We start from the raw sequence: 14,704 nt of genomic DNA, 5'->3' as shown, positions 1-14,704 counted from the left end.
GCTCTAAATTCAAGCGCTAAGCCGTCTTCTCCAGTTGAGTTCGAATCGTCTCAGCCAGTTGCTCGAAACGTCCCTTCAATGGAGAGCCCGGACGATAAGCCACGACAATTCGACGTGAAGGTGTTGGATTCACCGCAGGTACGTAACACACACCATCTTTCTGCTTTTCCTTTGGCACCGATAACTGAGGTAGCAAGGTAATGCCCGCCCCCGCCGCGACCATGTTACGCAGCGTTTCTAAGCTGGTTGCCTTAAAGCGCTCGTCATCTTTGGCACCCGCAGCAAAACAGAAACCCAAGGCTTGGTCTCTTAAACAGTGACCGTCACCTAGCGCCAGTACGGTTTGTCCATTTAGCTGCAGCATATCGACAGTGTCTTGTTGAGCCCACTCGTGGTCACATGGAACGGCAACACTTAACGGCTCGTCATACACATCAATCTCTTTAAACACCGCCGTTTCATCAACCGCAGCCAGTACCAAGCAATCAAGCTTGCCGTCTTCAAGTTGACTCACTAACTGATGGGTCTGAGCTTCATGCAGGTAAAGCTCAAGATCTGGGAAGCTCTCTTTAAGATGAGGAACAATCTTAGGCAAGATGTAAGGACCCACGGTTGGAATAAAACCAATGTGCATTGGCCCCGTCATCGCTTCACCGTGTCCACTCGCCATATCTTTAAAAGTTTTCACTTCATTGAGAATACGCTTGGCTTGTTCAACAAGTTGTAACCCTGATTCTGTAAATATTACCTTCCTTGGACTACGCTCGGTTAACTGAAGTCCAATTTCATCTTCGAGTTTGCGTATTTGACCGCTTAGTGTCGGCTGACTGACAAAGCACGCTTCTGCCGCTTTTCGGAAGTGTTTATGCTCTGCGAGCGCCACCAAGTATTCAAAGTCACGAATATTCATGATCAGTCTCTTACCTCAGGTTTTAATAAGAACAAGGGGTTTCATAGAAACATTTAAAAGAAAAATGCTCTTGATAGAATTTACCTATCAAAACCATAACATCAAACGATTAGAGCTATCAAAGAATTTATCTAATAATGGGCTCAACAAAACGAAACAGAGCAACGAAAAACGTTAAGCTCTAATAGAACAAAATTAAAAATACTATTTAAGGAAATCAATATGTTTGCATCTAAAGAAGGTCAATCAATCCCTCAAGTAACATTCCCAACTCGCCAAGGCGATGCATGGGTTAACGTAACGACAGAAGAGCTTTTCAAAGACAAGACAGTTATCGTATTCAGCCTACCAGGTGCGTTTACTCCAACATGTTCTTCAAGCCACCTACCTCGTTACAACGAACTACATTCAGTGTTCAAAGAAAACGGCGTTGATGACATCCTTTGTGTTTCTGTAAACGACACGTTCGTAATGAACGCATGGAAAGCAGACCAAGAAGCGGAAAACATCACATTCATCCCTGATGGTAACGGTGATTTCACAGACGGCATGGGTATGCTAGTTGAGAAAAACGACATCGGCTTCGGCAAACGTTCATGGCGTTACAGCATGCTGGTTAAAAACGGCGTGGTAGAAAAAATGTTCATCGAAGAAGACGTACCAGGCGACCCGTTCAAGGTTTCTGATGCAGATACTATGCTTAACTACCTTGCTCCTGAGCACAAAGAGCAAGAGTCAATCACAGTATTCACTAAGCCAGGCTGTCCTTTCTGTATGAAAGCAAAACAGAACCTAATCGACAAAGGTCTGAACTACGAAGAAGTGGTTCTAGGTAAAGATGCAACAACAGTAAGCCTACGTGCAATCTCTGGTCGCACTACCGTTCCTCAAGTATTCATCGGTGGCAAACACATCGGTGGTAGTGAAGAACTAGAAACTTTCCTAGGCTAATCGCTTCATCGCCGATATAGGCTTAGAAGTATCAGCTAACCCACCCTCTTGTGGGTTAGCTATTCCAAACACTCTTATCTGAGTTTTGGGAAAAAGAATATAGCTGGTGACTCGCCTGTCTTTTACTAACCTATAGTTAGCAATAAAAGCAGAGTCACAAGCTAAACCTAATAAAACAGAATCACAAAACTGACCCGTTATCCTGACTCTCAAAAAAATCACCAGAGTTGGAGGGGTTCGTTCAAACTAAATTCAGCCATTGCGAGAAAATTATTATGAAACAAGTCAATGTAGATGTAGCAGTTATCGGGGGCGGTACGGCAGGTCTAGGTTCTTACCGCGCTGCAAAAGCACACACTGACAGTGTCGTGATGATTGAAGGCGGCCCTTACGGTACTACCTGTGCTCGCGTTGGTTGTATGCCATCTAAACTGCTTATTGCAGCTGCAGAAAGCGTACACCAAATCGAGAAAGCTCCGGCTTTTGGCGTTCACCCACAAGGCGATATCGTGATTAACGGTCGTGAAGTGATGGAGCGAGTGAAGTTTGAGCGTGACCGTTTTGTTGGTTTTGTTTTAGAAGGCGTTGATGAAATCCCAGAGCAAGACAAGATCTCTGGCTACGCAAAGTTCTTAGATGACAACACACTACAAATTGATGACCACACGGTTGTCACCGCTAAGCGTATTGTTATCGCGACCGGTTCTCGCCCTGCATACCCTGCCGTTTGGAATGAGCTTGGCGATCGCCTGATCATTAACGACGACGTGTTCAGCTGGGATGATTTACCAGAATCGGTTGCGGTATTTGGCCCTGGTGTTATTGGTCTTGAGCTTGGTCAGTCACTGCACCGCTTAGGTGTGAAGACCAAACTGTTCGGTTTGGGTGGTCAAGTTGGCCCAGTAACTGATCCAGAGATCATGGCTTATGCAGATAAAGCTTTCAATGAAGAGTTCTATCTCGATGCCGACGTGAAAATCGAAAGCATGAAGCGCATTACCACTGAATCGGGTGAGCCACGTGTCGAAATCCAGTTCATCAATAAACAAGGTGAATTAGAAACTAACGTCGTTGAATACGTACTGGCAGCAACAGGTCGTCGCCCTAACACTGACAAGCTTGGCTTAGAGAATATCTCTCTAGAGCTTGATGAACGTGGTGTGCCAATCGCAGACCACTACACGCTACAAACATCACTACCATCAATATTTATCGCTGGTGATGCGAGTAACCAACTGCCTCTACTGCATGAAGCAGCAGACCAAGCTCGTATTGCGGGTGACAATGCAGGTCGCTTCCCAGAGATTCGTGCAGGCCTACGCCGCTCTAAAATCTCGGCAGTATTCTCTGACCCGCAAATCGCGATGGTTGGTGAAACCTACAAAGAGATCACCACACGCTTGGGCACATGTGGCTGTTTCGCAACGGGTGAAGTGTCTTTCGAAAACCAAGGTCGTTCTCGAGTGATGCTGCGCAACAAAGGTATTCTGCACGTATACGGCGAGCAAGGTACAGGCCGCTTCCTTGGTGCTGAGATGATGGGACCAAACGCAGAACACTTGGCTCACTTGTTAGCATGGGCACACCAGAACAAGATGACGGTTTCTGAGATGCTAGACATGCCGTTCTACCACCCAGTAATCGAAGAAGGTGTACGAACAGCGCTACGTGACCTGAATGCGAAACTGCACCTAGGTCCAGAGATGGTGAAACACTGTCTGGATTGTGGCCCGGGCTGTTAATCTCAGACTAGCGCCAGTCAATTAGCAGTTAACAAACGTTAGATACTAAAAAGGAAAGCCATTGGCTTTCCTTTTTGTTTTTGGCAACGAGTAAACTATAGATTCCCGATTACGCTCCTTCGTCGCTCTCGGGAATGACAGCAATTTTCATACACGTCTAGGCGAAGCTAACCAGAATAACGGTGCTTTTCAAAACGCGTCTAAACTGAAGCAAATCAAAGTGACGCATCAGCTAAACCAAAACTAAACTCGTCATTCCAGAACCGAGGGACGAGGTATCTGGAATTTCTTGAAGCCATTGCGTCACTAAAAGCTTTAAGCAATTACTTCTCAGCAGCAATCACAGAGATCTCAACAAGTAGCGCTTCGCGAGCCATGTCGCCTGTCACACATGCGCGAGCTGGAGCGTGACCTTCTGGTACCCATGCATCCCACACTGCATTCATTTCTTGGAAGTCTTTCATGTCTTTCAAGTAAATCGTTGCTGACAGCATGTGCTCTTTGTCGCTACCTGCTTGCTCAAGTAGCGCTTCTACTTTATCTAACATGGTTTGAGTTTGTTCAGTGATGTCTTTAGTTGCATCAGCACAAACTTGGCCACATAGGTAGATAGTACCGTTGTGTTTAACAATACGGCTCATACGTTGCTTGGTTTCTTGGCGCTCAATCATCGACTTTCTCTCTCTGTGTCACCGTGATCCAATATCTTGTGACGGGTTATTATCAGGGCAACAAGCATAACGCGAATCAAACCCAAGATGACATGCATTCATTGCAATAAAAGTGAAAAAATCCGTAACAAACTCGGTCGCTGCCAGCGTTGCATGAATCAGCTGATGGTGTTGTCGATTTTGAGTTGGGGAGTATGGTGGCTATTTTTCAGAGAAGATCCAAAAACCATCAATGCCATCGCTTTGATGATGGCCGCTTTCGCGTTCAGTGGTTTGTTGTCGCTGCATTGGTTCATGAAGTTTGTCGTGCTGCCTTTAAGGAACAAAAAGCATTAATAACGAGATTGGTTGGATAGAGGATAACGGCTAAGTGCTAAGTGCTAGATTCAATACACAAAGAATTAATCTCAACTCGAGTTATCATCACTTCTCAAACAACAGATAGAAAAAAGCCCCAGAACCAATCGATTCTAGGGCTTTCTTAGAAAATTCTAAGAAAAAGCAGTGGTACTTTAATAGACCGGGCTTTTCTTAGTTTGTTCCCAAAAAAGATCAGATTTTTGATCTTTTTTTTAGGAGCTATAAAATCAATGTCTTATGCAACATTAACCTTAGCAATGATCTGCTCTACCAAGTTTACTTCCAACGCCACTTCATCACATGCATGCTGACGAGGACACTGGTCACAATCTTTCAGTACCTTCTCAGGCAGCAAAGATTTCGATGTCGGTAAGAAATCATGCTTCATAAAGAACTCTGGAGTACGAGTCAGCACAAACACCTTCTTGATGGCCATTTGTCGCGCTTTCTCAACCAAGTGCTGCACAATTGCGGTACCCTGCCCTTGACCTTGCCAGCCAGCTTCGACACCCAGTGAACGGATTTCCGCTAGGCCAGAGTCATACACATAGAGTGATGCACAACCTGTCACCTCACCATGATGCTCTGCGACCGCAAACGAGCCAATATCACGCACCAGTTCATTACGAGAACGAGGTAGGTTTTCACCCATGTTCGCCCAGTAAGCGACCATACCTTCCAACGCTTCAATATCGGTCAGACGAGCAGGACGAACCTTGACGATGGACGTATCACGCTGTGATAAACGTTTCTCAGCTTGGTCAACCGCGTAAGCCACTTGCTGTGGAGATACACCGCCTAGCGCGCTACGTTTTTCAAGACACGATTCAATGGTCAGGATGTCATACACATCTTCCTCAATCACCTCAGAGAACTCTTTCATCTCTGCGATGGTTAATTCTTCTAATGCACAGCCTTTAGCAATCGCCGCCACTACCGTCACACCAACAATATGGTGAGCTTCACGGAAAGGAATCCCTTTCGCTACTAGGTAATCAGCCAATTCAGTTGAGTTCGCGTAGCCTTGTTTCGCGGCTTCAAGTGTACGTTCGCCGTTCACTTTAATGCCGTCAAAACAGAGTGCTGCCATTTCCATACAATCATTCCAAGTATCTAAAGCGTCGAACAGACCTTCTTTATCTTCTTGCATGTCTTTGTTGTACGCCAAAGGCAGAGCTTTTACTGTCATCATCATTGCCGCTAATGAACCGTAAACACGGCCAGTTTTGCCACGGATAAGCTCTAGCGCATCTGGGTTTTTCTTTTGTGGCATCAGAGATGAACCTGACGTCACGGTATCCGCTAACTCGATGAAGTTTGATTCACCTGAGTTGTAGAAAATCATATCTTCTGCAAGACGCGAAAGGTGAAGCATAGAGATAGAAGCAATCGACATTAGCTCCATCACATGGTCGCGGTCAGAAACTGAATCTAGAGAGTTGCGCGTTGCACGACGGAAACCTAAGTTGTGAGCTAACTCTTCACGGTCCATCGGGTAAGCTGTTCCAGCAAGGGCACCAGAACCCAGCGGACATGTGTCTAGACGCTTAATCGCATCATTCAAACGTGAATAATCACGCTCAAGCATTTCAACGTAAGCCAAGCACCAGTGAGCAAAAGTTACCGGCTGAGCACGTTGTAAGTGAGTGTAGCCAGGAAGCACGGTTTCTTGATGCTGAGAAGCAACGTTCACCATTTGGCTTTGTAGGCGATCCAATGCCAGTAGCAGTTGGTTACCTTGCTGACGACACCATAGTTTCAGGTCTGTCGCCACTTGGTCGTTACGAGAACGGCCAGTGTGAAGTTTTTTGCCCAAGTCACCGACTTTGCCGATAAGTTGCTGCTCAACCCAGCTGTGAATATCTTCTGCATCAGAACGTAGAATCTGTTCAGGATCTTCCATCACCTCAAGTTTTAGCTCATTCAGCGCTAACTCAAGCTTCTGTTGCTCTTCTTCTGTTAATACGTTGACCGACAGTAGAGCTTTAGACCAGGCAATTGAGCCCACAATGTCTTGCTCAGCCAATCGGTAATCAAAACGAAGAGAATCGTTAAAATCTTTGAACCGGGTGTCTGCTGCTTGGGTAAATCTACCGCCCCATAATGCCATTGTGTATCTCCTAATTGCACAGTGCTCACTGTTTTTGCAAATGATAATTCTGATTAAGATTCAGTATTTTTCTGATGGTTTAAACTTACGGCAATTCAAAATGAAAATAAAGTATTAATTCATTATTTTCACATATTTATTCACCAACAGTTCAATCCATTGATTATTTTTAGCGTGGAGCGCGAATTATATGCCATCCGATAGGAAAAACCGAAGCTGATTTATTAGGCAAATAGAAAGTAAAAAGCCCACTCACTAATCAATAGTGAATGGGCTTTGCATAATAATGTCTGTTTACTAACCTTCAATCTTTCATCAAAGGCTAGCTCACTAACTCATTGTTAGGATTACTTTTGGCTATTCAAAGCACGGATACGGCTTGATAGCGAGTAAAGGCGGATGAAGCCTTCAGCATGGCTTTGGTCGTAAACTTCATCTTCACCAAAGGTTGCAAACTCTTCTGAGTACAGGCTGTTGTCAGAACGCTTCTGAGTCACCGTTGCATGGCCTTTGTAAAGCTTGATAACCACTTCACCATTCACGTCTTGTGCTAGCTCTTCTGTCGCGGCAAGGATTGACTTACATAGTGGAGTGAACCAACGACCATCGTATACAAGGTGAGAAGCCTTAACACCGAGCTCTTCACGGAATTCGAATGCCGCTTTATCAAGAACCAGTTGCTCTACTGCACGCAGTGCTTCCATCATGATTGTGCCACCCGGAGTTTCGTAACAACCACGAGACTTCATGCCAACAAGACGGTTCTCTACGATATCGATACGACCAACACCGTGCTTAGCACCTTTCTCGTTTAGGTAAACCAGTGCGTTGTATGGCGTCATTGTTTCGCCATCAACCGCAACCACTTCGCCTTTTTCAACTTTAAGCGTCACTGTTTCAGATTCGTTTGGCGCTTGCTCAGGGTCTACAGTCCAAGCCCAGCAATCTTCGTTAGGTGCATTCCATGTGTTTTCTAGAACGCCGCCTTCTGTTGAGATGTGCCATGCGTTTGCATCACGCGAGTAAATCTTAGTAAGAGAAGCCGTACAAGGGATGTTACGCTCAGCCAGGTAATCTAGACACTCTTCACGACTCACTAGATCCCATTCACGCCATGGTGCAATTACGTGTAGATCAGGTGCTAGTGCAGCAAATGCGCCTTCAAAACGAACTTGGTCATTACCTTTACCAGTACAGCCGTGACACAGTGCGTCTGCACCTACTTTACGTGCGACTTCAACCTGTGCTTTCGCGATGATTGGACGCGCCATCGACGTACCTAGTAGGTATTTACCTTCGTAGTAAGCGCCCGTTTTCAGCGTTGGGTAGATGTAGTCAGCAACCATCTCTTCTTTAAGGTCTGCGATGTAACACTCAGATGCACCAGAAGCTTTTGCTTTCTCTTCGATACCAATCAACTCTTCGTCGCCTTGACCAACATCCGCAACAAACGCAACCACTTCACAGTCATAGTTCTCTTTCAACCATGGAATGATTACTGATGTGTCTAGACCGCCAGAGTAGGCTACTACAACTTTCTTTACGTTAACTTTGCTCATTTTCTTTCTCCTAGTTTCCATACTGCACATGGCGGTCAGCGTTGGAAATGACTTCATAATTATATGTTTATTTAATTTGTCTAAATTCTTTAAGTAGTGACTCGTTGTGAGACCTACTGAGGTAAAAACTGTGTTCCTATGCTTTTACCTGAAAACAGTTGTGTTAGCTTTTCTGGGTATCGCCAAGTGGCAACTTCGATTGGTCGTCCAAGGTCGTTAGCGGCTTCTAGTGCAGCTTGAACCTTAACGATCATGCCGTCGGTAATCACTTTGCCGGCAATAAGGTCATCGGCTTGCTGTTGATTAAGACTTGGAATGAGGTGGCCTTTGCCATCCAACACACCACTTACATCAGAAAGCAGTACCAGTTCAGCATCAAGTGCGCCCGCAACGGCAACCGCAGCTTGGTCGGCATTGACGTTCATCAGTTGACCTTGCTCAGTAAGACCAATTGAGCTAATGATTGGCAGTGCGCCCGCATTAAGAATCGCTTGCAGAACGGTTGAGTCGCCCGGCTCCGCTTTTCCTACCGCGCCCAGTTCAGGGTTCAGTTCGCTCACTTTGCATAAACCACCGTCTGCTAAGCTTAAACCAACGGCATTGATACCGTCTTTAATTGCCTGACCTTGAAGTAGTTTGTTGGCCGTGCCCGCTAGTGCACCAGCGATCACAGGGATCTGATCATAAGGAGTAACACGTAGCCCTTCTTTCTTAACGGTTTCTAGATTCAACTTATTCATCAAATCATCAACAAGGTAACCGCCACCGTGAACAATCACGATTGGTCGTTGTGCCTGTTGTTGGTAAGCAGAGATAGCACCAAATAACTTGCTAAGTGTTTCACCACAAGATAGCGCTGCGCCACCTAACTTTATGATTAATGGTTGATTATTAAGGCTCATATCTAGATTTCCTTACACTAACGCAGTTAATGGCGCAAAACCATAACGTAAATTTAAACACTGCATCGCTTGGCTAGATGCACCCTTTAATAAGTTATCAATCGCTGAAACAACGATGATGTGTTGACCTTGAACCTTCCAACCTAAGTCGCAGAAAGGTGTCTGTTCTACATCTTGAATTCTTGGCAGTGTCTCTTCGAGTAGTCTCACTGCTGGTTTACCTTGGTAAGCTTGTTCAAAGGCATCTTGTATCTGTTGTTCTGTCACGCCTTCAGCCAGTTTCATGGTGATGGTCGCTAAAATACCGCGCTTAAAGTTGCCGAGGTGTGGAGTGAAAATCACATCACATCCTAAATGTGCAGCCATTTCAGGTTGATGACGGTGATTGAAGACGCCATAAGCTTGCAGGCTTACTTCGCAGAAGCTGTTAACCATCGTCGCCTTGCGGCCTGCACCAGTCACACCGCTAGTCGCGTTAATCACTGGCCATTGGTTTTCATCCAGTAACTTGGCCTCAACCAAAGGTTTAATCGCCAGTTGTGATGCCGTTGGGTAACAACCCGCGACAGCGACAAGCTGAGCTTCTTTAATTTCTTGTTCGTTCCATTCCGCTAAACCGTAAGCCGCTTTGTCTAGCCATTGTTCGTGTTGATGTTCAAAACCGTAAAACTCTTGATAGAAGTTTTCGCCTTTAACTCTGAATGCTCCCGATAGGTCGAAGACTTGGCAATCGTTCTCTAGAAAGATTGGCGCTAGGTCGTGACTAACCTCGTGTGCCGTTGCTAAGAAAATCACATCAGACTGTTTAGCTACTTCTTCCGGATTTGTTAAAGGTTGTACTGGCATATCAATCAAACCAGCTAACTTACCGTGCAGTGCCGCAATAGGTTTACCTGCGTCTACACTATTGGCTGAGACATATAAACCTGATAGCGTGAGCTCAGGGTGTCTGTTTATCATTAGAGCCAGTTCTGCTCCTGTGTAGCCGCTTGCGCCAATGATCGTGGTTTTCAACATCTCAACACATCCATTTTTGAGGTAAGTTACATTTCAAATTTGACTATTCATACTTAATTTTTAGCTTTATTTGATTTCTTATGCATTAAATATGATTTAATATGTGTTTTACCGACTTATGGTTTTCCTGTCAATAGTAGAAGTGAAGTTATTATGCAATTACCGAGTTTTCTTGAGGTCTACAAAGGCCTAATTTCCACAGACTCTATTAGCTCGACCGATCCAAGCTGGGATCATGGCAACGAGAAAGTGATCGAAAAAATGGCTCAATGGTTTAAAGACGTAGGCTTTAGCGTTGAAGTCGTGGAAGTCGAACCCGGCAAGCATAATATGGTCGCTAAGATGGGATCGGGCGAAGGTGGCTTGCTACTCGCAGGACACAGCGACACAGTGCCATTTGATGAAGGACGTTGGAACTTCGACCCTCACGCACTAACAGAGCACAACAATCGCTTCTATGGGTTAGGCACGGCCGATATGAAAGGCTTTTTCGCTTTCGTTTATGAAGCGGCAAAGAAGATGGATTGGAGCAAACAGACCAAGCCGCTATATGTATTGGCAACCTGTGACGAAGAGACCACCATGCTGGGTGCGCGTCATTTCACTGAAAATGCACCGTTTAAACCGGATTACTGCATTATTGGTGAGCCAACCAGCCTTGTGCCGATTCGTGGCCATAAAGGCCATGTTGCTAACGCTGTGCGAGTAACGGGTAAATCAGGTCACTCTTCTGATCCTGCATTAGGTGTCAACGCCATCGAGATCATGCATGAAGTGTTGTTCGCTTTAATGCAACTGCGTGACAAGCTAGTCAAAGAGTATCACCACCCGGGTTTCGCAATTCCAAGCCCCACTCTAAACCTTGGCCATATTCACGGTGGCGACAGCGCGAACCGTATCTGTGGTTGCTGTGAGCTGCACTACGATGTACGTCCTTTACCGGGTATCAGCTTAGATGGTTTGGATAACATGCTGCGCAGCGCACTCAAAGAAGTAGAAGCAAAATGGCCGGGCAGAATTGAGATTACGCCACTGCACGAACCTATCCCGGGTTACGAGTGCCAACATGACCATCCATTTATCGGTGGCATGGAATCAGTTTGCGAAACTGAATCACAAACCGTGAACTACTGTACAGAAGCACCTTTCCTTCAAGAACTTTGCCCAACCTTAGTGCTGGGTCCAGGCTCAATCGACCAAGCTCACCAACCAGATGAGTTCCTAAGCTTCGATTTTATCGATCCAACGATTGATGTTCTGAGTAAGTCGATCCGCAAATATTGTTTCTAGTTATTACTTTTCTTCCAATATTTTCGTATAAAAGCTACCCGAAAAGGTGGCTTTTATTCTGTTATCCCAGACACAGCCTGATCTTGTAATTAAATTTCACTTTAATTCCGAACTATTGGGGAATTTACTTCTCCCGCATTTCGAAAACTAATAATTGCAAACTTAGAATGCTTTATTTGACTAGATACAGCACTTTTCGCTAGATTGTGTACTTAACAAGGAACAATGGATGTAATTTTTTTACGAGGCAGGATGACAATGAACGAGAAATACGCCGCTCTCAAGAGTAACGTAAGCATGCTGGGACGCTTGCTAGGTAACACAATCCAAGATGCACATGGTGACGTTATCTTAGAGAAAGTGGAGACTATCCGTAAACTTTCCAAATCCGCCCGCGCAGGCAACAAAGCTGACCGTGACAGCCTAGTTGAAGAAATCAAAAACCTGCCGAACGAACAACTCACTCCTGTTGCTCGTGCATTTAACCAATTTCTCAACCTCACCAACATGGCAGAGCAGTACCACACCATCTCTCGCCACTGTGAGGAGCATGTTTGTGAACCAGACGTGCTGCAATCTCTATTTTCCAAATTAAACCAGAATGACATCAGCAAGCTAGACGCGGCTCAAGCCGTTCGCGACCTGAACATTGAACTCGTTCTGACTGCACACCCAACAGAAATCACTCGTCGCACCATGATCAACAAGCTAGTTAAGATCAACGAGTGTCTGTCTAAATTAGAATTAAGCGACCTATCACACAAAGAGCGCGTGAAAACCGAACGCCGCCTAGAGCAACTGATCGCTCAAGGTTGGCACTCAGATGTGATTCGTCAGCAACGCCCCACGCCACTTGATGAAGCGAAATGGGGCTTTGCGGTTGTTGAAAACTCACTTTGGGAAGCTGTACCAGATTTCCTACGTGAAATGGACGGCCGACTAAAAGGCTACCTTGGTGAAGGTCTACCAATTGATGCGCGCCCGGTACACTTCTCATCTTGGATGGGCGGTGATCGCGATGGTAACCCATTCGTAACGCACACCATCACCAAAGAAGTACTGCGCCTATCTCGCTGGAAAGCCGCTGACCTTTACCTAGGTGACGTAAACGAGCTGATTACCGAACTGTCAATGACTAAGTGTAATGATGCCGTTCGTGAGCTAGCAGGTGATGAACACGAAGCTTACCGAGCAATCCTAAAGAGCCTACGTACTCTGCTGAACAACACGTTAGAAGTGCTCGATGCAAAACTGCATGATGCTGAAGTACCGAAGAAAGAAACACTACAGAACATCGACCAACTTTGGACACCGCTTTACGCGTGTTACCAATCGCTGCACGAATGTGGCATGGGCGTAATCGCAGACGGTTCTCTACTTGATACCTTGCGCCGCCTAAAAGCATTCGGTGTACACCTAGTGCGTCTCGATGTTCGTCAAGAAAGTACACGTCACTCAGATGTGCTGTCTGAACTGACTCGCTACCTAGGCATTGGCGACTACGACCAGTGGAGCGAGCAAGACAAGATTGCTTTCTTAACCAATGAATTAAGCTCTAAGCGTCCGCTTCTTCCTCGCGATTGGGAGCCATCTGAACAGGTTAAAGAGGTTTTAGACACCTGCAAGGTTATTGCTGCTCAACCTCGTGAAGCCTTCGGTGCTTACGTAATTTCTATGGCTCGTACTGCATCAGATGTACTGGCTGTTCACTTACTACTGCAAGAATGTGGCTGCCCATACCGCATGGACGTATGTCCGCTGTTCGAAACGCTAGACGACTTGAACAACTCAGAAGCAGTAATGAAACAGCTAATGAGCATCGACTTGTACCGTGGCTTTATCCAGAACCACCAAATGGTGATGATCGGATACTCTGACTCAGCGAAAGATGCGGGCGTAATGTCTGCAGGTTGGGCTCAATATGATGCAATGGACAAACTGGTTAAGGTTTGTGATGAAGAAGGCATTGAACTGACTCTATTCCACGGTCGTGGCGGTACGGTTGGTCGTGGTGGTGCTCCGGCGCACGCTGCTCTTCTTTCTCAGCCACCTAAGAGCTTGAAAGGCGGTTTACGTGTAACAGAGCAAGGCGAAATGATCCGCTTTAAACTTGGCTTACCAGACGTTGCTGTAAACAGCTTCAACCTTTACGCAAGCGCGATTCTAGAGGCGAACCTTCTGCCGCCACCTGAGCCAAAACAAGAGTGGCGCGACCTAATGGAAGTGCTATCTCAAGTATCTTGTGAGGCTTACCGCAACGTGGTTCGTGGCGAAGAGAAATTCGTACCTTACTTCCGTCAAGCGACACCTGAACTGGAGCTAGGTAAACTGCCTCTTGGCTCTCGCCCTGCGAAACGTAACCCGAACGGCGGCGTAGAAAGCCTACGTGCGATTCCATGGATCTTCTCTTGGAGCCAAAACCGTTTGGTACTGCCTGCATGGTTAGGCGCTGGTGAAGCGATTCAGTACTCTGTAGATCAAGGCCATCAAGCCCTGCTCGAAGAGATGTGTCGCGAGTGGCCGTTCTTCTCTACCCGTCTCGGTATGTTGGAAATGGTGTACTCGAAGTGCAACATGGAAATCGCTAAGTACTACGACCAACGCCTTGTTGACGAAGAGCTATTACCATTAGGTGAGTTACTGCGTGAACAGCTGCAAAAAGACATCAAAGCCGTGCTAAATGTTGAGAACAACGAGAACCTAATGCAGAGCGACCCTTGGGGACTTGAGTCAATCCGCCTACGTAACATCTACGTTGAGCCACTAAACATGCTTCAAGCTGAACTGCTTTACCGTACTCGTAAGTGTGAAACACCACCAGCAGAGCTTGAAGAAGCGCTAATGGTGACGATTGCAGGCATTGCAGCAGGCATGCGAAACACTGGTTAATTAGTGATTCCTACCATTCAACAGACAAAAGGTCGCCTAGTGCGACCTTTTTATTTCACAAAATAAGCAATAGTGAGTTTTTTGTCAGTTTTTTGGGTTATTTTGTCCATGTATTCTACTTTATGCTTATTATTTAGATATACTACTGCTCCGCTGCGGAAGCACTCCAAAAAAATAATCTGCAGCAACTTGACCAATAAACTGGTCAACCTAGGTGATAAACGGCTTTGTAAGGTGACATAACCAACCGATGAGTTGGTGCTACTTAGACATAACCAATATAACGTGCCATTAGAAGCACAC

At 45.8% G+C, this 14,704-nt stretch carries 12 protein-coding genes; 6 read left to right on the top strand and 6 right to left on the bottom strand.

The window, feature by feature from the left end:
• Positions 1-16: 16 nt before the first annotated feature.
• Entirely contained in the window at positions 17-910 is an 894-nt protein-coding gene (gene oxyR, locus AB4583_RS07780) for a DNA-binding transcriptional regulator OxyR (protein ID WP_017061132.1), read from the bottom strand.
• On the opposite strand from oxyR, the gene AB4583_RS07775 reads away from it, so the two are divergent.
• The 3 genes from AB4583_RS07775 (at position 909) to AB4583_RS07765 (ending at position 3,603) form a co-directional block, all read left to right on the top strand.
• Positions 909-1,088 carry a hypothetical protein gene (locus tag AB4583_RS07775; RefSeq protein ID WP_017068839.1) on the top strand — a complete coding sequence of 60 codons (180 nt, stop codon included), beginning with the start codon at positions 909-911 and terminating at the stop codon, positions 1,086-1,088. The genes oxyR and AB4583_RS07775 overlap by 2 nt on opposite strands.
• A 44-nt stretch (positions 1,089-1,132) precedes the next feature.
• The gene (locus AB4583_RS07770) at positions 1,133-1,861 is read left to right on the top strand and encodes a glutathione peroxidase (protein ID WP_017061133.1); all 729 of its coding nucleotides are present in this window, start codon (positions 1,133-1,135) and stop codon (positions 1,859-1,861) included.
• A 275-nt stretch (positions 1,862-2,136) separates the two neighbouring features.
• Positions 2,137-3,603: a dihydrolipoyl dehydrogenase gene (locus tag AB4583_RS07765; protein ID WP_017068841.1), complete on the top strand. Its 1,467-nt coding sequence runs from the start codon at positions 2,137-2,139 to the stop codon at positions 3,601-3,603.
• A 323-nt stretch (positions 3,604-3,926) separates the two neighbouring features.
• Here the strand turns inward: AB4583_RS07765 and AB4583_RS07760 are convergent, their stop codons facing one another.
• Entirely contained in the window at positions 3,927-4,274 is a 348-nt protein-coding gene (locus AB4583_RS07760; protein WP_004729674.1) for a RidA family protein, read from the bottom strand.
• 87 nt (positions 4,275-4,361) lie between these two features.
• Here AB4583_RS07760 and AB4583_RS07755 point away from each other — a divergent pair, with 87 nt between their 5' ends.
• Positions 4,362-4,610, top strand: a complete 249-nt coding sequence (locus AB4583_RS07755) for a DUF3624 domain-containing protein (protein ID WP_080572706.1) — start codon at positions 4,362-4,364, stop codon at positions 4,608-4,610.
• A 259-nt stretch (positions 4,611-4,869) separates the two neighbouring features.
• Here the strand turns inward: AB4583_RS07755 and argH are convergent, their stop codons facing one another.
• The 4 genes from argH to argC all read right to left on the bottom strand — a co-directional run bounded on the left by argH (position 4,870) and on the right by argC (position 10,222).
• Complete coding sequence (gene argH, locus AB4583_RS07750) at positions 4,870-6,744, bottom strand: argininosuccinate lyase (RefSeq protein ID WP_017061136.1); 1,875 nt, start codon at positions 6,742-6,744, stop codon at positions 4,870-4,872.
• Between the two features lie 347 nt (positions 6,745-7,091).
• Positions 7,092-8,303 carry an argininosuccinate synthase gene (locus tag AB4583_RS07745; protein WP_017061137.1) on the bottom strand — a complete coding sequence of 404 codons (1,212 nt, stop codon included), beginning with the start codon at positions 8,301-8,303 and terminating at the stop codon, positions 7,092-7,094.
• 113 nt (positions 8,304-8,416) lie between these two features.
• Positions 8,417-9,205: an acetylglutamate kinase gene (gene argB, locus AB4583_RS07740; RefSeq protein WP_017063686.1), complete on the bottom strand. Its 789-nt coding sequence runs from the start codon at positions 9,203-9,205 to the stop codon at positions 8,417-8,419.
• Between the two features lie 12 nt (positions 9,206-9,217).
• On the bottom strand, positions 9,218-10,222 hold the full coding sequence (argC, locus tag AB4583_RS07735) for an N-acetyl-gamma-glutamyl-phosphate reductase (RefSeq protein ID WP_017063685.1): 1,005 nt from the start codon (positions 10,220-10,222) through the stop codon (positions 9,218-9,220).
• A 153-nt stretch (positions 10,223-10,375) separates the two neighbouring features.
• Between argC and argE the strand changes: the two genes are divergently transcribed.
• Complete coding sequence (gene argE / locus AB4583_RS07730; protein ID WP_009848891.1) at positions 10,376-11,512, top strand: acetylornithine deacetylase; 1,137 nt, start codon at positions 10,376-10,378, stop codon at positions 11,510-11,512.
• Positions 11,513-11,764: 252 nt separating this feature from the next.
• Complete coding sequence (ppc, locus tag AB4583_RS07725) at positions 11,765-14,401, top strand: phosphoenolpyruvate carboxylase (protein WP_017063683.1); 2,637 nt, start codon at positions 11,765-11,767, stop codon at positions 14,399-14,401.
• Positions 14,402-14,704: the final 303 nt, after the last annotated feature.

This window comes from Vibrio sp. 10N.222.49.C12 (genome assembly GCF_041475025.1).
Lineage (GTDB): Bacteria > Pseudomonadota > Gammaproteobacteria > Enterobacterales > Vibrionaceae > Vibrio > Vibrio crassostreae_C.
Note: the sequence above shows the minus strand (reverse complement) of the source record. Positions and strands in the feature narration are given on the sequence as shown.

What these genes read in the sequence shown, in the direction of transcription:
- AB4583_RS07765 (WP_017068841.1), top strand. Translation starts at nt 2,137, where the DNA reads ATGAAACAAGTCAATGTAGATGTAGCAGTTATCGGGGGCGGTACGGCA.
- AB4583_RS07760 (WP_004729674.1), bottom strand. Translation starts at nt 4,274, where the DNA reads ATGATTGAGCGCCAAGAAACCAAGCAACGTATGAGCCGTATTGTTAAA.
- oxyR (WP_017061132.1), bottom strand. Translation starts at nt 910, where the DNA reads ATGAATATTCGTGACTTTGAATACTTGGTGGCGCTCGCAGAGCATAAA.
- argH (WP_017061136.1), bottom strand. Translation starts at nt 6,744, where the DNA reads ATGGCATTATGGGGCGGTAGATTTACCCAAGCAGCAGACACCCGGTTC.
- AB4583_RS07755 (WP_080572706.1), top strand. Translation starts at nt 4,362, where the DNA reads ATGACATGCATTCATTGCAATAAAAGTGAAAAAATCCGTAACAAACTC.
- AB4583_RS07770 (WP_017061133.1), top strand. Translation starts at nt 1,133, where the DNA reads ATGTTTGCATCTAAAGAAGGTCAATCAATCCCTCAAGTAACATTCCCA.
- ppc (WP_017063683.1), top strand. Translation starts at nt 11,765, where the DNA reads ATGACAATGAACGAGAAATACGCCGCTCTCAAGAGTAACGTAAGCATG.
- argB (WP_017063686.1), bottom strand. Translation starts at nt 9,205, where the DNA reads ATGAGCCTTAATAATCAACCATTAATCATAAAGTTAGGTGGCGCAGCG.
- argC (WP_017063685.1), bottom strand. Translation starts at nt 10,222, where the DNA reads ATGTTGAAAACCACGATCATTGGCGCAAGCGGCTACACAGGAGCAGAA.
- AB4583_RS07775 (WP_017068839.1), top strand. Translation starts at nt 909, where the DNA reads ATGATCAGTCTCTTACCTCAGGTTTTAATAAGAACAAGGGGTTTCATA.
- AB4583_RS07745 (WP_017061137.1), bottom strand. Translation starts at nt 8,303, where the DNA reads ATGAGCAAAGTTAACGTAAAGAAAGTTGTAGTAGCCTACTCTGGCGGT.
- argE (WP_009848891.1), top strand. Translation starts at nt 10,376, where the DNA reads ATGCAATTACCGAGTTTTCTTGAGGTCTACAAAGGCCTAATTTCCACA.